The following is a 19626-nucleotide window of genomic DNA, read 5'->3' as shown; positions in this document are numbered from 1 at the left end:
GCCGGACGCGACATCCGGCTCACACCCGGCCGTCCGCCGGCGGCTCGTCGTCGTGCCGCTGTCGCACCTGCCCGATGCGCTCGTTGATGAGCGAGATGATCGTCGCCGACGCCGTGCCGACGATGGCCACCCCGCCGACCATGAGCATGACCGCGTAGATGCGGCCCGGCACGGTGATCGGGTACGTGTCGCCGTAGCCGACGGTCGCGATCGTGACGACGGCCCACCACACGGCGGAGCCGAAGCTCGTGATCGTCGCCCCGGGCGCGTCGCGCTCGGCGGCGAGGGTCGCGAGTGCGATGAAGTACACGAACATGAGTGCGTAGCTCAACGCGAACACGACGATCCTGGTGCGCACGGCCGTGCCGCTCCGGCGCTTGAGGTAGGGCACCTCGCCGAGCATCGACACCACCCGCAGCGCCCGGAACAGCGGCAGCACGGCCGAGAGCACGTCCACCGGATGCCGCAACACGAACGCCCAGCGCTGCCCGCGGGGGGTCAGCACGATGCGTGCGACGACCTCGGCGATGAAGACCACCCACACCATCCCGAGGAGCACGATGAGCAACGCTCGCACCGCGGGCGGGGCGTCGGGCCAGAGCACCACGACGGAGTACGCGACGATGAACACGCCGCCGAGCACGACGAGGAGCGTCGCCGTGCGCTGCTCCCAGTGCGTACGGCGCTGCGGCCCGGTCGCCTCGTCCACGTCAGCCCACGTCTCCGCGCACCCGGAGCTCGCCCTTCGCCACGAGGTGCGGGGCCGACTGCGCGACCGGCTTCACCACGATGAGGTCGAGGTCGACGTGCCGCGGCTTCAGCACGGCGTCGACGATGACCGCCGCGATGTCGTCGGCGACCAGCGGCTCGGGCACCTGCTCGTACACCGCGTCGGCCCGCGCCCGGTCGCCGCCGAAGCGGACGAGCGAGAATTCCTCGGTCTTCACCATGCCGGGTGCGACCTCGATGACTCGCAGCGGCTCGCCGTTGAGTTCGAGCCGGAGCACCTCGGTGAGGGCGTGGGCCGCGAACTTCGCCGCGTTGTACCCGCCGCCGCCGACGTACGCGACGTGGCCGGCGATGGACGTGATGTTCACGATGTCCGCGACGCCCCGGCCCGTCGCCCCGCGGCGCAGGAGCGGCAGAAGTGCGCTCGTCACGCGCTTCAGGGCGAGCACGTTCACCTCGAGCATCCATGCCCAGTCGTCGATCGACGACGCCTCGACCGAGTCGAGTCCCTTCGCGCCGCCGGCGTTGTTGACGAGCGCGTGCACGGGTCCGGTCTCGTCGAGGTGGGCGACGAGCGCGTCGACGTCCGCCTGCCTCGTGACGTCGGCCACGAACACGGATGCCCCGGTCTCCTCGGCGAGCGCCCGCAGCCGATCCTCGCGGCGGGCGACGCCGACGACATCCCATCCCGCCGCGCGGAACGCGCGCACCGTGGCTGCGCCGATTCCCGAACTCGCACCTGTCACGACCGCCCGAAGCTCACTCATGCGCCCATTCTGCCGTCTCCGAGGCCGCGCAACCCCCGGCGCGGCTCGATCCCGGATGTTTGAATGGGACGATGCACACGAGGCCGAACGCGACAGCCCCGCTGAAGCGGCGCCGCGTGCCGATGTGGGACAACGCGAGGTGGCTCGCGATCACGCTCGTGGTGGTCGGCCACGGCATCCTGCCGCTCATCGCGGAGGATGACGTCGCCTACAGCGTGTACCTCTTCATCTACTCCTTCCACGTCGCGGTGTTCGTGACGGTGAGCGGGTACTTCGCGAAATCCGGGCCGCCGAACGCTCGCGCGATGCGCCAGATCCTGACCGACATCGTCTTCCCCTTCTTCATCTTCGAGACGATCTGGACGGTCATCCGCTGGATGCTCGGCGGCGCGTTCGATCTCGACTACACCTCGGCCTCGTGGACCCTGTGGTTCCTCATCGCGCTCGCCGTCTGGCGCATCGTGCTGCCCTTCCTCGTGCTGCTGCGCTATCCGCTCATCATCGCGATCGTCGTCTCCATCGGTGCGGGCTACACCGAGGCGATCGACTCGACGCTCGCGTTGACGCGGACGTTCGGCATGCTCCCCTTCTTCGTGTTCGGCTGGAAGCTCCGGCAGTGGCAGCTCACGGCCCGCTGGCTCGACCTGCCCGCGTCCGTCGCCTGGCGCTGGCGCGCCGGCGCGATCGCCCTCTTCGCGGCCGTGCTCGTGGTCATGCCCATCGCGATCGAGACGTGGCGCGACCTGAAGCTGCGCCGTTTCATGCTCTACGACGAGGCGTACGTCGCGATCGGCTACGACGAGCCGTGGTCCGGCGCCATCCGCCTCACCCTGCTCCTGTCCGCCATGGTGCTCGCGGTGGGCTTCCTCGTGCTCATGCCGCGGGGCGCGACATGGTTCACGCCGTTCGGCACCGCGACCATGTACATCTACCTCCTGCACACGTTCGTGCTCTTCCCGTTCCGCGAGACGGGCCTGCTCGCCGGCGACCAGCCGTTCTGGGTGCTCCCGGCCATGATCCTGTTCTGCATCGGCATCTCCGTGGTGCTGTCGCTGAGACCCGTGCGGCGGGTCTTCCGCCCGCTCGTCGAACCGCGCGCCAGGTGGCTCCTGCGACCCGATCCGGCGACCGCCACGGGCACCATCGTGCTGCCCCCCGACGCGCTGCCTCCGCCACCGTCCGGGGATTCGCGATCGGGCGAGTGACCCGCGGTTACGCCGTGTGTCGGCCGTCGTTGCCCGGCCATCGGAGCAGACGTAACGTGGCTCGCGACCCGGGCGGGGGATCCTGCCCCTGAGAAGGAGACCTCCATGAGCGAGAACGCCGCCGACTGGCGCTTCGAGACCAAGCAGGTGCACGCCGGCGCCGCACCCGACCCGGTGACCAACGCCCGCGCCACGCCGATCTACCAGACCACGTCCTACGTGTTCGACAGCGCCGAGCACGCGCAGAACCTGTTCGCGCTCGCGGAGTTCGGCAACATCTACACGCGCATCCAAAACCCCACCCAGGCGGTCGTCGAGGAGCGCCTCGCCGCGCTCGAGGGGGGCACCGGGGCCCTGCTCGTGGCATCCGGCCAGGCGGCCGAGACCTTCGCGGTCCTGAACATCGCGCAGGCGGGCGACCACATCGTCTCCTCCTCGTCGATCTACGGCGGCACGTACAACCTCTTCAAGTACACGCTCGCGAAGCTCGGCATCGAGACCACCTTCGTCGAGAACCAGGACGACGCCGACGAGTGGCGCCGGGCGGTGCGCCCGAACACGAAGCTGTTCTTCGCCGAGACCATCGGCAACCCGAAGATCAACGTGCTCGACATCCGGCTCGTCTCCGACGTCGCGCACGAGGCGGGCATCCCGCTCATCGTCGACAACACGATCGCCACCCCGTACCTGATCCGTCCCTTCGAGCACGGCGCCGACATCGTGATCCACTCGGCGACGAAGTTCCTCGGCGGCCACGGCACGGTCATCGGCGGCGTCATCGTCGACGGCGGCACGTTCGAGTGGTCGAAGAACGTCGAGAAGTTCCCCGGCCTCACCGAACCCGACCCCTCGTACCACGGCGCCAGCTACACGGCCGCGGTCGGCGACGGCCTCGCCTACATCATCAAGGCGCGCGTGCAGTTGCTCCGCGACCTCGGCTCGGCGATCTCGCCGCAGAGCGCGTGGCTGCTCATCCAGGGCATCGAGACGCTCTCGCTGCGCATCGAACGCCACGTGCAGAACGCCCAGGAGATCGCGGAGTGGCTCGACGACCACCCCGACGTCGCGAGCGTGAACTACTCGGGCCTGCCGTCGAGCCCCTGGTACGCCGCCGCCAACACCTACGCTCCGAAGGGCGTCGGCGCGGTGCTGTCGTTCGAGCTCAAGGGCGGCGTCGACGCGGGCCGTGCCCTCGTCGACAACCTGCAGCTGTTCAGCCACCTCGCGAACATCGGCGACGTGCGCTCGCTCGTCATCCACCCGGCGTCGACGACGCACTCGCAGCTCACGCCCGAGCAGCAGCTCACCACCGGCGTGACGCCGGGCCTCGTGCGCCTCTCGGTGGGCATCGAGAACATCGACGACCTGAAGGCCGACCTCGAGGCCGGCCTGGCCGCGGCACGCGCCGCCACGGACGCCGCCCGGGTCTGACCACGAGACGACGGATGCCGCGGGCCCACGGGCTCGCGGCATCCGTCGTCTTCGCCGTGGAACGTGTAACAATCGCCCACCCGGAGCCGGCGGTCGGGGAGAATCGGAACATGGACTGGCAGACGACGGCCGACGCGATGCCGGCACGCATCGTCTCGGAGGCGCGCGCACTCACCATGGCCGGTCGCGCGCCGGCGACCGGGGCGTGGCGCGAGGGCGACCCGGTCGGCGACCGTCGCTTCGTGACCATCGGCGACCTGCCCCTCGAGTCCGGCGAGACCCTCCCGGGAGTGCGCATCGCCTACGAGCAGTGGGGAACGCTCTCGCCCCGAGCCGACAACGCCATCCTCGTGCTGCACGCGCTCACGGGTGACAGCCACGTCATCGGACCGGCGGGACCGGGACATCCGAGCGCCGGGTGGTGGCCGGGCGTCGTCGGTCCCGGGCTGCCGATCGACACCGACCGGTACTTCGTGGTCGCCCCGAACGTGCTCGGCGGATGTCAGGGATCCACCGGGCCGGCGTCGCTCGCCCCCGACGGATCGGAGTGGGGCGCACGATTGCCGTTCCTCACCATCCGCGACCAGGTGAGTGCACAGCTCGCGTTCGCCGAGCGGCTCGGCATCAGTCGCTTCGCCGCCGTGGTCGGCGGCTCGATGGGCGCCATGCACGTGCTCGAGTGGGCGATCATGGCGCCCGACGCGGTCGAGCGCATCGCGGTGCTCGCGGCCCCCGCTGCGGCGACGGCCGACCAGGTCGCGCTCAACTCGGTGCAGATCGAGGCCGTCCGCGCCGACCCGGCATTCCGCGGCGGCGACTACTACGACGCGCCCGATGGCGAGGGCCCGACCCGCGGGCTCGCGCTCGCCCGGCGCATGGCGATGCTCAACTACCGCACCGCGGCCGAGCTCAACTCCCGGTTCGAACGCAGCTGGCAGTCCGGCCTCGATCCTCTCGGCGGCGGCGGCCGGTTCGCCGTCGAGTCCTACCTCGACTTTCACGGCAACAAGTTCACCCGCCGCTTCGATGCCAACAGCTACGTCGTGCTGACGCAGGCCATGAACTCGCACGACGTGGGCCGCGGGCGCGGCGGCGTGGCGTCCGCCCTCGCGAGGGTCACCGCCGCAAGCCTCGTGCTCGGCATCGACAGCGACCGCTACTTCCCCCTCGACGGGCAGGTCGAGATCGCCGCGGCGCTGGGTCGCAGCGCACACGGCCCCGACCCGGTGATGCTGCACTCCGAGTACGGCCACGACGCGTTCCTCATCGAGCATGCGGCCGTCGGCGAGGCCCTTCGCACCCTGCTCGCCGCCTGAGCCGACACGTCGCCGACGCGAAACGGGGGTTTTCTCGACTACAGTTCGAGATGACGGCACTCGCGTGCCGGGGTGTGAGACCCTGCTGAGGGGGTGGAGTGAAGCGCATCCACAAGGAACGCGACCGGCTGCTGCGACGCCTCGCCCGCGTCACGGGATTCGTCGGTGCCACGAGCGCCTTCGTGTGCCTCCTGGTTCCCGGCTCGGCCACCCCCGTGGAGTTCATCGTCGCGGCGCTCACCAGCGTCGCGATCGTGGCGCTCGTCGGTGTCCATTCCGCGCGCGGACTCCTGCTGCCGGCCCTCGGCGCGGTCGCCGGCGCGATCGTGCTCGTCGTCGCACTCGGCACCGCCTCGGTGCTCGACCCGGCGACCGTCACGTCGATGGCGATCACCGGCGGCGTCACGTCGGCGTCGGTGGCGATGTCGCTCATCGTGCGGCCGCGGGGACCCATTCTCGTCGCCGGCCTGCTGGCGGCCGTCCTCATCTCGGTGTGGATCGTCTCGGCCCGGGGGCATGACCTGCGCGCGGTCGCCGTGGTGACCGTCGCCGGCTGGGCGGTGTGCATGACGCTCGGAGCGTGGATCGACCGCGCCATCGCCGACGCGTCCGAGCGCATCGAGGAGGTGGGCCGGGCGCATGAGGCCGAGCGGCTCGCGAGCGAACTCGAGGCGCAGCAACGACAGGACGCCCGCGTGCTGCACGACACGGTGCTCGCCACCCTGTCGCTGCTCGCGCACTCCGGCGTCGGCGTGGGACCGAGCGCCCTTCGGCAGCAGGCCGGCGACGATGCGCGGCTCCTCCGGCAGCTTCGCCTCGGGGCGCCGCTCGACTCGGGCTCCACCGCGCTCTTCTCCCCCGACTCGCCCGACGACGAGCTCGGCACGACGTTCGAGGCGGTCAGGCAGCGATTCGCGCGCATGGGCCTCGATGTGAACTGGCACGGCGCCGGCCAGCTCGCCCTGCCCCGAGAGACGCTCGACGCCCTGATCGGGGCGCTCGGCGAGTGCCTCGAGAACGTCCGGCGCCACGCGGGCGTGAACGAGGCCGACGTGACCGTCACCGACGATGACCGCACCGTGCGCGCCATGGTCACCGACACCGGTCGCGGATTCGAACCCGAGGCCGTCGACGGCGCGCGGCTCGGCTACGCCGAGTCCGTGGTCGGCCGACTGCACACGGTGGGCGGACGCGCCCGCGTCTTCTCGTCGCCCGGTTCCGGCACGACCGTCATGCTCGAGGTGCCGAAGCCATGAGCGACGTACGCATCGACGATCTCCGAACGCGACCGCGCGCGTTCCGGCGACCCGCTCGGTCGGCGCGGGCAGCGGGCGACGTGCGCGAGAGCCACGGCGGGCGACGACTCGCCACCGGCATCACGATCGCGGCGGCGTTCGTGGCGCTCGCGCACCTCGTGCACGCCATCGTGCTCGCCCCGTACTTCCTCCTGTCCGGCCCCGGCCCATGGCCCGCGTGGATCGCGCTGGCGCTCGTCGTCGGCATCGGCGCCCTGTCGCGGATCGTGTCGCGCAGCATGCCCGACTGGTTCTACCTGCTGCTCCTGGCAGCCCTGGTCGTACCGGTCGCGCTGGACCTGACGGCATCGGCGGGCCTGCTGCACCACGGCGTGACGACGACGGCCGCGGCGGCGGCGGGTGCCGTGCTGATGCCGGTCGCCGCGGTGCGCGGCACGCGCATCCCGCTCGTCGTGGCTGGGGCCATCGCGTCGGCGATCGCGATCCAGTCGCTCGTGCAGGTGGACAGGGCGGGAACCGGCGTGGTCGCGGGCGTCGCAGTCGCGGCATCCGCCGTCTTCCCGGTGCTCCTCGTCACGCTCGCGATCGACGGATTCCGGCGCCTGGTCGGGCGGGAGCTGGACCTCTCGCTCGTGCAGAGCACCGTGGCCACCTCGCGGACGGCCGTCGGGATGCGCGCCTCCGAGGAACTCGCCCAACTGGACTTCGACGCCGAGACCCTGCTCGACGACGTCGGATCGGGGCGCATCGCGATCCCGCTGCCTCCCGACGCCGCGGAACGCGCCGGCTCCCTCGCGGCCCGGCTGCGCGTGCGCCTCATCGAGGGGCGAACCGACACCTGGCTTCGCCACGCCGTCACCGAGTCGGCCTACCTCAGCGATCGTGTCAGCGTCGACGACCCGAACGGGTGCGCCGGCCTGCTGTCGCAATCGCAGCGCGACGGCCTCCTGCTCGCGCTCTGGGTGCTCACCGCCGACCATCCGAAGAAGTCGGCGCAGCCGATGTCGGCGGTGGTGCGGTGCCGCCGGATCGCCGATCACGGCGAGGTCGAACCCGATGGCTTCGCCATGTCGATCGAGGTCTCCGGAGTCCCACGGCGACGCGTCGACCCGTCCGCATGGGACGCTATCGGTAGTGTCGGAGTCCACGAGGTCGTGCCGGGGGCCGAAGGTTTCCGTGTCGACATCGCCTGCAGGGTCGACCCGAACGCCGCTGCAGGCAGCCCGTCGGCCCGAGCGGCCGCCAGATCGAGGGGAAGCTGAATGGCTGAGAACGGTTCGCCCATCCGCCTTGCGATCGTCGACGACCACCGCATGCTGTTGGGGGCGCTCTCGGAGTGGCTGCGCGCCGCGGCATCCGACATCGACCTCGTCGCGGCCGTGGCGTCGTGGTCGGAGCTGCTCGCGCACCCCGAGTTCCCCGTCGACGTCGTGCTCCTCGACCTCGACCTGCGCGACAACATCCCGATCTCGCTGAAGCTGTCGATGCTGAAGAGCGCGGGCGTGCAGACGATGCTGATGAGCACGTACTCCGAGCCCGCGGTCGTGCGCGAGGCGCTCGGGGCGGGAGCGCTCGGCTACCTCGTCAAGTCGGAGCCCGTGGAGAACATCATCGAGGCGATCCGCGCCGCACGCGTCGGCGAGTCGTACCTGACTCCCGAACTCGAGGACGCCCTCGCCGACGACGGCGCCGTGCCCAAGCTCTCGGCCCAGGAGCGCCGCGTGATGGCGCTCTACGGGGCCGGGCAGCCCGTCAAGGCCGTCGCCTTCCAGCTCGGCATCTCGGAGGAGACGGCGAAGAGCTACCTGAAGCGCATCCGCGAGAAGTACCGTGCGGCGGGCTTCGACGTGGGCACCAAGGTGGCGCTCCGCAAGCGCGCCATCCTCGACGGGATCCTGCTGCAGTCCGACTGAGCGGCGGCCCCTCCCCTCGGCCGCCCCTCCGCGCTCTCCGCTCTCCGCTCTCCGCTTCACGTCCGTTTCAGCGGATATACGATCCGCCTCGCGGCGGATCGGGCGCCGCAAGCGGCGCGCCGGATCGTATATCCGCCGTAGAGGACCTGCCGTCGGCCGGCGCGCGCCGTGCGCGATCAGTGCGGTCAGCGCCGCGCGCCGGGCGCGACCAGTGCGGTCGCCGGCGCGCGCCGAGCTCGCGCGTCCTTACGCGGCGCCCTCGTCGGCCCCGCCGATCGCCGTCTCGAGCCGCTCGATCTTCGCGTCGAGCTCGCCGGACCAGCCCGGGCGGATGTCCGCCTTCAGCACGAGCGACACCCGTGATCCGTACTCGCCGACGGCGTCGGTCGCACGACGGACGACGTCGAAGACCTCGTCCCATTCGCCTTCGACCTCGGTGAACATCGACGTCGTCCGGTTCGGGAGTCCCGATTCGCGGACGATCCGCACCGCTGCGGCGACCGCGTCGTGCACGGATCCGTCCGCGCGACCGGTGCCGCTGGGCGCGACCGAGAATGCGACGAGCATGATTCCTCCTCGTGGGTTCAGGCGCCGGCAGGGCGACGCGGGACCCGGATGTCTCCAGCCTGCCACACGGCTCGCACGCACCACGCGAGGAGCACGACGAGCAGCAGGACCTTGACGGTGAGCGCCAGCACGAGCACGGGGTGTGCCATGAGGAGCCGCTCGTACCAGTACGGGTAGATCAGCTGGGTCACGAGCGCGATGCCCGCGGCGAGCAGGGCCGGCACCGCGAATCGCCGCGGACGCAGCACGAGGCCGAGGACGACGGGCGCGGCCAGCCAGGTGACGAACTGCGGCGAGCCCACCTTGTTGGCGAGCATCAGCACGAGGACGAACGCGAGCGCGAGCGGCGGCAGGAGGCGCCCGAACCCGGCGCCCCGCCGCGCGGCACGCACGCCGAGGAGCAGCACGGCGACCACGCCGGCCGCCATGACGGGCGTCGTGAGGGCGGCCGCGACATCCGCACCCGGGCCCTCGATCTGGAACGTGAGGATCTCGCGGTCGTAGACGATCCCGACCCCGTCGACCCCGGCCGCGATCTGCCACAGCCACGCGAGCGCGAGCGGCGCCTCGATCTGGAGCCCGCGCCCGGCCTGTTCGGCGACGAACCCGAGGGCGTTCAGGCCCGAGCCGGCGATCAGGCTGGCGCCGACGATGCCGGCGCTGAGCGCGACGGCGACCGTCGCCACCTCGCCGCGCCGGCGCGACGCGACGACGAGCGCCCCGAGCAGGGCGGCGGGCCAGACCTTCACCCACGCGCCGATCGTGAGGAGCACCGCGGCGACGCGCGGACGACCGGCCGCCCACAGCAGGCCGGCCATCGCGATCGGCACGGTGATCGCGTCGATGCGACCGAGCGCGATCGGACCGAGCAGCGCGAGGAAGCCCACCCACCACCACGCCGCGAGCCGACGGGTCCGCGAGAGTCGTCGCCGGCCGAGGAGGATCGCGAACGCCACGGCGTCGAGGAGCACGACGATCCCGAGCCAGGTCTGGGAGTACCAGTCGGGGCCGAACGCGAGCGCCGCCGTCATGGGCGCGAAGGCGAGGATCGGGTACACCCACGGCACGTCGATGCCCATGCGAACGTAGCCGTCGGCGGCGTTCGTCGCCCAGACCCGGTAGACGCCCTCGACGTCGCCGAGCGGCCAGCCCGGCGCCCAGAGGTTCAGCTGGACGAGCGCGGCGTGCACGAGCGCGAACGCCGCCCAGAGGGCGAGCCGGCCGCCGAGGAGGCGCCGCCACCGGGTGCGTGGCCGGGTACCGGACGCGGATGCCTCGCGCACGCGCCCCGCCGTCATGACGACGAGCATAATCCAGCGTCACAATCCGCCAACGCTCCCACCGCGGGACGCCCGAGTGCGCCATGCTGGAATCCCCAGCACGCAACCCGGAGGCCCCCATGACCCGACGTCCGTTCGCCACCCTCGCCGTCCTGGCATCCGCCGCGCTCCTGCTCGCCGGCTGCGCGGCGTCGGAGACGGCCGGCGGCTCGTCCGAGGATGCCGGCGATTACGTGACGCCGGGCAAGCTCACGATCGGCACCGGCGAACCCGCGTACTACCCGTGGGTGCAGGACGACGCGCCCGAGTCCGGCCAGGGCTTCGAGGCGGCCGTGGCCTACGCGGTCGCCGAGCAGCTCGGCTTCGCGAAGGACGACGTCGAGTGGGTGCGCACCACGTTCGACCAGGCGATCGCGCCCGGGCCGAAGGACTTCGACTTCAACCTCCAGCAGTTCTCGATCACGCCCGAGCGCGCCGAGGCGGTGGACTTCTCGTCGCCGTACTACGAGACCACGCAGGTCGTCATCACGGTGGAGGACTCCCCCGCGGCCGACGCGACGTCGATCGCCGACCTGAAGGACCTCCTGATCGGCGCGCAGACGGGCACGACGAGCTTCGACGCCATCGAGTCGGCGATCGCGCCCACCGCGGGGGCGCAGGTGTTCAACACGAACGACGACGCCAAGCTCGCGCTGGAGTCCGGCCAGGTCGACGCCATCGTCGTCGACCTGCCGACGGCGTTCTACCTCACGGCCGTCGAGCTCGAGGGCGGCGAGATCCTCGGCCAGCTCCCCGCCACGAGCGGCGGGGACCAGTTCGGACTCGTGCTCGAGAAGGATTCGCCGCTCACGGCCAAGGTCACCGCCGCAGTCGACGCGCTCCGCGCCGACGGCACCCTCGACGAGCTCGCCGCCGAGTGGCTCGGCGCCGACGACGCGGCGCCCGTCCTCGAATGACGGATGCCGCGGCATCCACGGGCGACGCCGCCTGGCGGCCGAGCGAACTCGAGCTCGGCCGGCGGGCGTTCCGACGTCGGCAGACTCGGCGTTCGATCGGCGTCAGCGCGATCTCCACTGTCGTGCTCGCGGTGGCCCTCGGATTCGCCGTCGTCGGCTCCCCGGGCTGGGCGCGCGTGCAGGAGACGTTCTTCGATCCCGAGGTCGCACTCGCCTCACTCCCCCGCATCTTGCAGGGGCTCTGGCTCAACGTCCAGGTGCTCGTGTTCGCGAGCATGGGCGTGCTCGTGGTCGCGCTCGTCCTGGCCACGCTGCGCACGCTGCGCGGGCCGGTGTTCTTCCCCCTTCGCGCCCTGTCGGCCGCCTACACCGACCTGTTCCGGGGCATCCCGCTCATCATCGTGCTCTACCTCGTGGGCTTCGGCATCCCGGGCCTCGACTTCTTCGAGCGCATGCCCGCGGCGTTCTGGGGCACGATCGCGCTCATCCTCACCTACTCGGCCTACGTCGCCGAGGTGTTCCGGGCCGGCATCGAGGCGGTGCATCCGTCGCAGCGACTCGCGGCACGCTCGCTCGGACTGAGCCACGCGCAGACGATGCGGCGGGTGGTGCTGCCCCAGGCCGTGCGGCGGGTGACCCCCGCGCTCATGAACGACTTCGTCGCCATGCAGAAGGACGTGGGCCTCATCTCGGTGCTCGGCGCGGTCGACGCCGTGAAGGCGGCGCAGATCGAGACCGCGCACTTCTTCAACTACACGCCGTACGTGGTGGCCGGGCTCCTGTTCGTGCTCCTCGCGTGGCCGACCATCCGGCTCACCGACTGGGTGTCCGCGCGCACGCGGGCGCGTGAGCAGGCCGGGAGCCTCGTGTGAGCGCGGTGGGGGGGACGGAGCGAGTGGATGCCGCGGCGCCGGGTTCCACGCCGGTGCTGCGACTCCGGGGCATCCGTCGGGCCTTCGGCGACCGCCAGGTGCTGCGCGGCGTCGACCTCGACGTGGCCGCGCACGAGGTGGTCGCCCTCGTCGGCGCGAGCGGCTCGGGCAAGTCGACGCTGCTGCGCGCGGTCAACCTCACCGAGTCGATCGACGACGGCGTGATCCTCCTCGCCGGCGAGGACGTGAGCGACCCGCGCGTCGACGCCGACCGCGTGCGGGCGCGCATCGGCGTGGTGTTCCAGCACTACAACCTGTTCCCGCACCTCAGCGTGCTCGACAACGTCACGCTCGCCGCACGCCTCGTGCACCGGATGCCCCGTGCCGCCGCCGAACGCCGCGCGCTCGAGCTGCTCGACTCGATCGGCCTCGCCGAGCACGCACGCGCCTATCCCGACCGACTCTCGGGCGGGCAGCAGCAGCGCGTCGCGATCGTGCGCGCCATCGCCACGACGCCGGAACTGCTGCTGCTCGACGAGGTGACCAGCGCCCTCGACCCCGAACTCGTGGGCGAGGTCCTGGAACTCGTGCGCTCGCTCGCCGATTCGGGCACGACCATCGTGATGGCCACGCACGAGATGGCGTTCGCACGTGATGTGGCCGACCGGGTGGTGTTCCTCGACGAGGGTCGCATCATCGAGGAGGCGCCCGCGGCGGAGTTCTTCAGTGCGCCCCGCGAGGAGCGGACGCGCGAGTTCCTCGCGCGGTTCCTGCCGCGCGGGTGAGCACCGGCGATGAGGTCAGCGCTCGATGAGGGCGCCCACCACCGTGGGCACGGCGGCGGCGATGTCGAGGGCGGTGACCGGTCCCCCGCCCGCGGCCGCGCTGGCGCGCCGGGCGGCCTCGCCCTGCACCCAGGCCGCGGTCGCGGCGAGCGCCGTGAGCACCTCGGCGTCCGTCGCGAGCTCGGCGTGGTGGGTGGCCGCGAGCGAGCCGAGGATGCCACCGAGCACGTCGCCCGATCCGGCCGTGGCGAGCCAGTGCGTGGGCGCCGTCACGGTGCGGCGATTGCCGTCGGGATCGCACACGTGGGTCACGGCGCCCTTGAGCAGCACGACCACACCGAGTTCCCGCGCCGCACGCTCGGCCCAGCCGCTCGGGTCGCCACGCACCTCGTCGACCGTCGCGGGGATCTCGCGGATCGTGAGCAGCTTCGCGAGTTCGCGGGCGTGCGGGGTGATCACGGTGGGGGCCGTGTGGGTGCCGACCAGGTCGAGGGCGCCCGCATCGAGCACGACGGGCACCCGTTCGGCGAGCGCGTGCTCGAGGTCGCCGATGAGCACGAAGGAGCGGCGGCCGGGGTCGATGCCCGAGCCGATGAGCCATGCCTGCACGCGGCCGGCGACGGTCACGGTCTCGGGACGCCGTGCCAGCACGGCCTGGCGCAGGGCACGCGGGCCGATGTAGCGCACCATGCCGACGCCCGCCCGGTGCGCGGCCTCGACGCCGAGCACGGCGGCACCGGGATACTCCGACGAGCCGGTGAGGACGCCCAGCACGCCGCGGGTGTACTTGTCGTCACCCGCCGTCGGTGCCGCGATCCACTCCGCCGCGCCGCCCGCGGTCCACTCCTGCCAGGCCGTCGTCATGCTCCAACGATAGTTTGGGTGGATGCCCCGCGATGTCCTCGCCCCGATCAGCCTCTCACCGCGTGTCGTGGTGTTCGACTACGGCGAGGTGATCTCCCGCGAACCGACCGACGACGACCGCGCCGCGCTCCTGGCGCGCGCGGGCGCACCCGCCGAGCCGTTCTGGTCGGCGTACTGGGCGCATCGCGAGGGACTGGACCAAGGCACCGTGTCGATCGCCGAGTACTGGGCGCGGGTCGGTCATGACGTCGGCGCGGACTGGAGTCCGATCGACGTGCACGAGCTGTGGTCGATCGACCACCGCAGCTGGCTGAGCGTGGATCCGGGCACGCTCGGGGTGCTGCACGCGCTCGTCGCGGGCGGAACGCGCATCGCGCTGCTCTCGAACGCCGGCGCCGACTTCACGGGGTGGCTGCGGTTCGGTTCGTTCGCGCCGCTCTTCGAGCGGGTCTTCGTGAGCGGCGAGCTCGGACTGGTGAAACCGCACGCGGCGATCTACGAGCACGTCATGCGCGAACTCGGCATCGCGCCCGACGAGTTCGTATTCATCGACAACAAGTCCGAGAACGTCGCGGGTGCGGAGGCCGTCGGCGGCGCCGGGCACGTGTTCGCCGATGCCGCGACCCTCGAGTCGTGGCTTCGGACGCTCAGCGCCTGAGCGCGCCGGTCAGGCCATGCCGGCCGCGGAACCGCGCAGCTTGGCCGCCATCTCCCTCATCTGCGGCGATACTCGGCTGATGGCGATGATGTTGCCCTCGCTGTCGCTGAACCACGCGGTGCGCTCCTCGCCGACCTCGGCGACGCCGTCGACGGTCTTCAGTCCCGGCATGTCGTAGTCATGGAACATGACCCCGTGCGTGCGCAATGCGGTCATGTCACGGTCGAGGTCGTCGGTCATGAGGTTGAGCGCCGTGTTCTGCGCCGTTCCGGCGTAGTCGCTCCGGTAGATCATCACGACGGTTCCGCCGATGTCGTAGAACAGGCCTTCGCCTTCCATGTCCTCGTACACGGGGTCGCGGCCGAGCACGTCGTGCCACCAGCCGCGGGCCCGGGCGAGGTCCGATGCAGGGAGGACGGCGGTCGCCATGAGTTTCTCGAACATGATGTTTCCTCAAATCCTCGGGTCGGCGCGAGTCTACGCCGACCCGAGGGAAGCCGCACCGTATTCCGGTCGACCGGTCAACCGCGCCGGGTGGCGTCCTGGACCTCGCCGACGAGCTCTTCGATGATGTCCTCGAGGAAGATCACGCCGGTCGTGGTGCCGACCTTGTCGAACGTCCTCGCGACGTGCGTGCCGAGCCGGCGCATGGTCGCGAGCGCATCCTCGAGGTCGGTGCCGTCGTAGATCGAGACGAGCCGGCGCACCCGCTTCGCGGGAATGGGATCGTCGAACTCGTCGTCGTCGAGGTCGATGACGTCTTTGAGGTGCACGTAGCCGTCGGGCTCGTCGTCGACGCCACGGATGACGTAGCGCGAGAAGCCGCGCCGTGCGACCGCCCGCTCGACGTCGCCCGGCGTCGCGGTCGGCGGCAGGCTCACGAGCGCGGACATCGGAATCGCGACATCCTTCACCTGCTTGGTCGTGAACTCGAAGGCGGCCGTGAGCGTGCCGCTGGCGTCCTCGAGCACGCCCTCGCGACGCGACTGGTCGACGATCGTCTGCACCTCCTCGAGCGTGAACGTCGAGGTCGCCTCGCTCTTCGGTTCGACGCGGAACAGCCGCAGCACGCCGTTCGCCGTGGCGTTGAGCGCGACGATGATCGGGCGCGAGAGGCGCGCGAGGAACACGAGCGGCGGTGCGAGGATCAGCACGGCCCGGTCGGGCACCGAGAAGGAGAGGTTCTTCGGCACCATCTCGCCGAACACCACGTGCAGGTACGACACGAGCAGCAGCGCGATGACGAACGCCACGGTCGACACGACGCCCTCCGACCAGCCGGTGAGCCCAAGCGGCACCTCGAGCAGGTGGTGGATGGCCGGCTCCGAGACGTTCAGGATGAGCAGCGAACACACCGTGATGCCGAGCTGGCTCATCGCGAGCATGAGCGTCGCGTGCTCCATGGCCCAGAGCGCGGTCTTCGCCCGCCGGCTCCCGGCTTCGGCGAGCGGCTCGATCTGCGAGCGGCGCGCGGAGATGACGGCGAACTCGGCGCCGACGAAGAAGGCGTTCGCGATGAGCAGCACGAACAGCCACATGATGCCGAGCCAGTCGCTCATCGCGTCCCCTCCTCGAGTTCGGAGTGCGTCGGTCTCGGCGTCGGCACGAAGCGGATCCGGTCGATGCGTCGCCCGTCGAGGCGCTGCACGACGAGGGTCCCCTCGTCGATCGGAACCTCGTCGTCGAGCATCGGGAGGCGCCCGAGCTCGGCCATCACGAATCCGCCGACGGTCTCGTAGTCGCCGTTCTCGGGGACGCGGATGCCGGTGCGGTCGACCAGTTCGTCGGGCCGGAGGATGCCGGGGAAGCTCACGACGTCGCCACGGCGCACGATGCCCGCCCGGGTGCGATCGTGCTCGTCGGCGACCTCGCCGACGAGCTCCTCGACGAGGTCCTCGAGGGTGGCGACGCCCGCGGTGCCGCCGTACTCGTCGACGACGACCGCCATCTGGAACCCGCGTCCGCGGAGTTCGCCGAGCAGCGCCCCGAGCTTCATGGTCTCGGGCACCCGCAGCGCCTCCGACTGCAGGGCCGAGGCCGGGACATCCGCCCGCCGCTCGCGGGGCACCGCGACGGCCTGCTTGACGTGCACGAGCCCCACGACGTCGTCGAGGTTCTCGTCGTAGACGGGGAAGCGCGAATAGCCCGTCTGGCGCGCGAGCTCGAGCACGGCCTCCGCCGGCTCCAGGCGCTGCACCGCCGCGATCGCGGGGCGCGGCGTCATGACGTCGGAGGCGTCGTGGTCGGCGAATCGGAGCGTGCGCCCGAGGAGGGTCGCGGTGTCCTGCTCGAGCAGGCCCGCGCTGGCGGAGCGGCGGACGAGCGACGAGAGCTCCTCGGCAGACCTCGCGCCCGACAGCTCCTCCTTCGGCTCGATGCCGATGGCGCGGAGCATCCCGTTCGCGCTGCCGTTCAGTACGGAGATCGCCGGGCGGAACACCCAGGTGAACGCGGACTGGAACGGCATCACGAGCTTCGCCGTGGCGATCGGGAGCGCGAGCGCGAAGTTCTTGGGCACGAGCTCCCCGAGCACCATCGACAGCAGCGTGGCGATGACGATGGCGGTCGTGGCGCCCACCGGCCGCAGCGCGGCCTCGGGCAGGCCGATCGCGGTGAGCGGCCCGGCGAGGAGGGAGCTGATGGCGGGCTCCATCGTGTAGCCGGTCAGGAGCGTCGTGAGCGTGATGCCGAGCTGTGCGCTCGACAGGTGCGTCGACGTGATCTTCAGCGCCGAGATCGTGAGGCCCAGCCGCGTCTCACCGCGGGCTCTGCGCGCCTCGAGGTCGGCGCGATCGAGGTTGACGAGCGCGAACTCGCTCGCAACGAACAAGCCCGTGCCGATCGTGAGGAGGAGTCCGATGCCGAGGAGAACCCACTCAGACATCCGCACCTCCCCGATCGGTCACGGGCGAGGGTCTATGGCCGGGCGTTTTCGCAGAGGGAGGATCGTCCATTGTCCGCCAAGTATATCTTCGGCGGCGGCGCGATGACTGAGCCGTAACGCGGTGGTCACACGTGCGGTGGTCGCCACGGCGGCGAGCCCCGGCGTCCGTTCGGGTCGTCTCGCTCGCTCGCGTCGAATCCGCCTCACATGAGGCCGAACGGACACGAGCGACGGAGAACACACACTCCGGAGTGGCGAGTCGCTGAAGACGAGTCGGCCCCGAGGCATCCACAGCCCTACCAGCTGACCGGCAGCGCCTTGCCCTCCTCGTAGCCTGCAGCCGACTGCACGCCGACCAGCGCGCGCTCGCGGAACTCCTCGATCGAGCGCGCACCCGCATACGTGAATGCGCTGCGCACGCCCGACGTGATCATGTCGAGCAGGTCCTCGAGCGAGGGTCGCAGCGGGTCGAGGTAGATCGACGACGACGAGATCCCCTCGGCGAACAGCTCCTTGCGCGCGAGCTCGTACGGCGAGAGCCGGTCGAAGCGTTCGCGCACCGCCTTCGTCGACGCCATGCCCCAGCTCTCCTTGAAGAGGCGGCCGGATGCGTCGCGCCGGAGTGTGCCCGGTGCCTCGATGGTGCCGGCGAACCACGAGCCGATCATGACGGATGCCGCGCCGGCGGCGAGCGCGAGCGCGACGTCGCGCGGGTACCGCACGCCGCCGTCCGCCCACACCTTGGCGCCGAGCTCGCGCGCCGCGTCGGCGGTCTCGAGCACGGCGGAGAACTGGGGCCGCCCGACCGCGGTCATCATGCGCGTGGTGCACATCGCGCCCGGCCCGACGCCCACCTTGAGCACGTCGGCGCCCGCCTCGACGAGATCGGCGACGGCGTCGGCGGTCACGATGTTGCCGGCGACGATCGGCACGCCGAGGCCGAGGTCGCGGACGATGCCGACCGCGCGGATCATGCCCTCCTGGTGGCCGTGCGCCGTGTCGATCACGAGCATGTCGACGCCCGCGGCGACGAGGGCCCGCGCCTTGGCAGCCACATCGCCGTTGATGCCGACCGCCGCGGCGACCCGCAACCGGCCCCCGGCGTCGACGTTCGGCTCGTACAGCGTGCCGCGCAGGGCGCTCCGCCGGCTCAGGGTGCCGACCACCCGACCATGCTCCATGACGGGGGCGAAGTCGATGCCGGCGTCGACCATGAGGTCGAACGCGCGGCGGGGGGTGTCCACGTCGTCGGCGTCGAGCGACGCCAGCCCGCCGTGCACGAGATCGCCGAGCCGTGCGTCGGGCAGGGCCGTCGCCAGACGCTCCGCGGCGATGCATCCGACGAACTCATCACGCGCATCGTGCAGCACGATGCCGTGCCCCGGCACCGGCGGGAGCACCGCGAGCGCGTCGCCGGCCGTGTCGTCGGGGCCGAAACGGTGGGGCGTGTCGAACCGGGGCGACTGGGCCTTCACCCAGCGGATCGCCGCGTCGAGGTCCTGCAGGTGCAGGTCCTGCGGCAGCACGCCCAGGCCGCCGCGCCTGGCCAGCGTCGCCGCCAGCCTCGGACCCGTGATCGAGTTCATGTTCGCCGAGACGAGCGGAATGGACGCCCCCGAGCCGTCGTCGGGGGCGAGCGAGACGTCGAGCCGACTCGTGACCCCCGAGCGACTCGGGACCAGGAACACGTCGGAGTACGTGAGGTCGTGGCGCGGGGTCGTCCGGTAGAACTCCATGGGCATTACGCTACCGTCGCAACCGGGGCGCCCGGCCTCCCGGAGGGGTTTAGGCTTGTGTGGGTGATCGGGCACCGTATGCGTGTGCACGTGGCGGTCGCCGCAGGCAATCCAGCAGCGATGGAGAGAGTGGGCGAGAGGCTGTGTCGAGCCAACTGACCGGGTCGGGATCCGAGGAGACGACAGCGGGCGAATACGGGGCCAATGAATGGCTCGTCGACGAGATGTACGAGAAGTACCTCGCCGATCCCGAGTCCGTCGACCGGACCTGGTGGCCCGTCCTCGAGCACTACCGCCAGGTGCGCACGGGCACCGCCACCGCGACCCCGGCGCCCCAGACGACGGATGCCGCGGCCCCCGCCGCCCCCGCGGCCCCCGCCGCCCCCGCCGAGGCGCCCGCGCAGCCG

The 19626-nt window shown here is 71.4% G+C and carries 20 protein-coding genes; 11 read left to right on the top strand and 9 right to left on the bottom strand.

Annotated features, from left to right (window positions below; genetic code table 11):
• Window positions 1–19: 19 nt before the first annotated feature.
• A complete protein-coding gene (locus tag EZM51_RS12775; RefSeq protein ID WP_136708656.1) occupies window positions 20–709 on the bottom strand; it encodes a potassium channel family protein in 690 nt (229 codons plus the stop codon).
• 1 nt (window position 710) lies between these two features.
• On the bottom strand, window positions 711–1496 hold the full coding sequence (locus EZM51_RS12770; protein WP_136708655.1) for an SDR family oxidoreductase: 786 nt from the start codon (window positions 1494–1496) through the stop codon (window positions 711–713).
• Between the two features lie 71 nt (window positions 1497–1567).
• On the opposite strand from EZM51_RS12770, the gene EZM51_RS12765 reads away from it, so the two are divergent.
• From EZM51_RS12765 to EZM51_RS12740, 6 genes are all read left to right on the top strand, one after another.
• Complete coding sequence (locus tag EZM51_RS12765) at window positions 1568–2701, top strand: acyltransferase family protein (protein WP_136708654.1); 1134 nt, start codon at window positions 1568–1570, stop codon at window positions 2699–2701.
• 105 nt (window positions 2702–2806) lie between these two features.
• Window positions 2807–4132, top strand: coding sequence for a bifunctional o-acetylhomoserine/o-acetylserine sulfhydrylase (locus EZM51_RS12760; protein ID WP_136708653.1), 1326 nt, complete (start codon window positions 2807–2809; stop codon window positions 4130–4132).
• Window positions 4133–4242: 110 nt separating this feature from the next.
• Window positions 4243–5448, top strand: coding sequence for a homoserine O-acetyltransferase (locus EZM51_RS12755; RefSeq protein WP_136708652.1), 1206 nt, complete (start codon window positions 4243–4245; stop codon window positions 5446–5448).
• A 98-nt stretch (window positions 5449–5546) separates the two neighbouring features.
• Window positions 5547–6704, top strand: a complete 1158-nt coding sequence (locus EZM51_RS12750) for an ATP-binding protein (RefSeq protein WP_136708651.1) — start codon at window positions 5547–5549, stop codon at window positions 6702–6704.
• Window positions 6701–7966, top strand: a complete 1266-nt coding sequence (locus tag EZM51_RS12745; protein WP_136708650.1) for a hypothetical protein — start codon at window positions 6701–6703, stop codon at window positions 7964–7966. The genes EZM51_RS12750 and EZM51_RS12745 overlap by 4 nt, the downstream gene beginning before the upstream one ends.
• Entirely contained in the window at window positions 7967–8617 is a 651-nt protein-coding gene (locus tag EZM51_RS12740; protein ID WP_136708649.1) for a response regulator transcription factor, read from the top strand.
• A gap of 246 nt (window positions 8618–8863) precedes the next feature.
• Here the strand turns inward: EZM51_RS12740 and EZM51_RS12735 are convergent, their stop codons facing one another.
• Both EZM51_RS12735 and EZM51_RS12730 read right to left on the bottom strand, forming a co-directional pair.
• On the bottom strand, window positions 8864–9184 hold the full coding sequence (locus EZM51_RS12735; protein ID WP_136708648.1) for a thiamine-binding protein: 321 nt from the start codon (window positions 9182–9184) through the stop codon (window positions 8864–8866).
• A gap of 17 nt (window positions 9185–9201) precedes the next feature.
• A complete protein-coding gene (locus EZM51_RS12730) occupies window positions 9202–10482 on the bottom strand; it encodes a glycosyltransferase 87 family protein (RefSeq protein WP_169053898.1) in 1281 nt (426 codons plus the stop codon).
• A gap of 101 nt (window positions 10483–10583) precedes the next feature.
• On the opposite strand from EZM51_RS12730, the gene EZM51_RS12725 reads away from it, so the two are divergent.
• Genes EZM51_RS12725 through EZM51_RS12715 form a run of 3 tightly spaced genes read left to right on the top strand, consistent with a single transcriptional unit; the run spans window position 10584 to window position 13077 of the window.
• Window positions 10584–11420: a transporter substrate-binding domain-containing protein gene (locus EZM51_RS12725; RefSeq protein ID WP_136708646.1), complete on the top strand. Its 837-nt coding sequence runs from the start codon at window positions 10584–10586 to the stop codon at window positions 11418–11420.
• Window positions 11417–12292 carry an amino acid ABC transporter permease gene (locus tag EZM51_RS12720; protein WP_136708645.1) on the top strand — a complete coding sequence of 292 codons (876 nt, stop codon included), beginning with the start codon at window positions 11417–11419 and terminating at the stop codon, window positions 12290–12292. Before EZM51_RS12725 ends, EZM51_RS12720 begins: the two co-directional genes overlap by 4 nt.
• Window positions 12293–12315: 23 nt before the next feature.
• Window positions 12316–13077 carry an amino acid ABC transporter ATP-binding protein gene (locus EZM51_RS12715; RefSeq protein WP_136708836.1) on the top strand — a complete coding sequence of 254 codons (762 nt, stop codon included), beginning with the start codon at window positions 12316–12318 and terminating at the stop codon, window positions 13075–13077.
• Between the two features lie 15 nt (window positions 13078–13092).
• Here the strand turns inward: EZM51_RS12715 and EZM51_RS12710 are convergent, their stop codons facing one another.
• Entirely contained in the window at window positions 13093–13941 is an 849-nt protein-coding gene (locus EZM51_RS12710; protein ID WP_136708644.1) for an ADP/ATP-dependent (S)-NAD(P)H-hydrate dehydratase, read from the bottom strand.
• A gap of 22 nt (window positions 13942–13963) precedes the next feature.
• Between EZM51_RS12710 and EZM51_RS12705 the strand changes: the two genes are divergently transcribed.
• The gene (locus EZM51_RS12705; RefSeq protein ID WP_136708643.1) at window positions 13964–14599 is read left to right on the top strand and encodes an HAD-IA family hydrolase; all 636 of its coding nucleotides are present in this window, start codon (window positions 13964–13966) and stop codon (window positions 14597–14599) included.
• A 9-nt stretch (window positions 14600–14608) separates the two neighbouring features.
• Here EZM51_RS12705 and EZM51_RS12700 read toward each other — a convergent pair whose 3' ends face one another.
• The 4 genes from EZM51_RS12700 to EZM51_RS12685 form a co-directional block, all read right to left on the bottom strand.
• Window positions 14609–15043, bottom strand: coding sequence for a VOC family protein (locus tag EZM51_RS12700; protein ID WP_136708642.1), 435 nt, complete (start codon window positions 15041–15043; stop codon window positions 14609–14611).
• 77 nt (window positions 15044–15120) lie between these two features.
• Window positions 15121–16158, bottom strand: a complete 1038-nt coding sequence (locus EZM51_RS12695) for a hemolysin family protein (protein WP_136708641.1) — start codon at window positions 16156–16158, stop codon at window positions 15121–15123.
• Window positions 16155–17483 (bottom strand): hemolysin family protein, encoded by a 1329-nt coding sequence (locus tag EZM51_RS12690; RefSeq protein WP_136708640.1) that lies wholly within the window; start codon window positions 17481–17483, stop codon window positions 16155–16157. The genes EZM51_RS12695 and EZM51_RS12690 overlap by 4 nt, the downstream gene beginning before the upstream one ends.
• 296 nt (window positions 17484–17779) lie before the next feature.
• On the bottom strand, window positions 17780–19219 hold the full coding sequence (locus EZM51_RS12685; protein ID WP_136708639.1) for a GuaB1 family IMP dehydrogenase-related protein: 1440 nt from the start codon (window positions 19217–19219) through the stop codon (window positions 17780–17782).
• Window positions 19220–19362: 143 nt separating this feature from the next.
• Between EZM51_RS12685 and EZM51_RS12680 the strand changes: the two genes are divergently transcribed.
• A partial coding sequence (locus EZM51_RS12680; protein WP_136708638.1) for a hypothetical protein occupies window positions 19363–19626 on the top strand: 264 nt, incomplete at its 3' end.

Source organism: Agromyces sp. H66, from assembly GCF_004959775.1.
Lineage (GTDB): Bacteria > Actinomycetota > Actinomycetes > Actinomycetales > Microbacteriaceae > Agromyces.
Note: the sequence above shows the minus strand (reverse complement) of the source record. Positions and strands in the feature narration are given on the sequence as shown.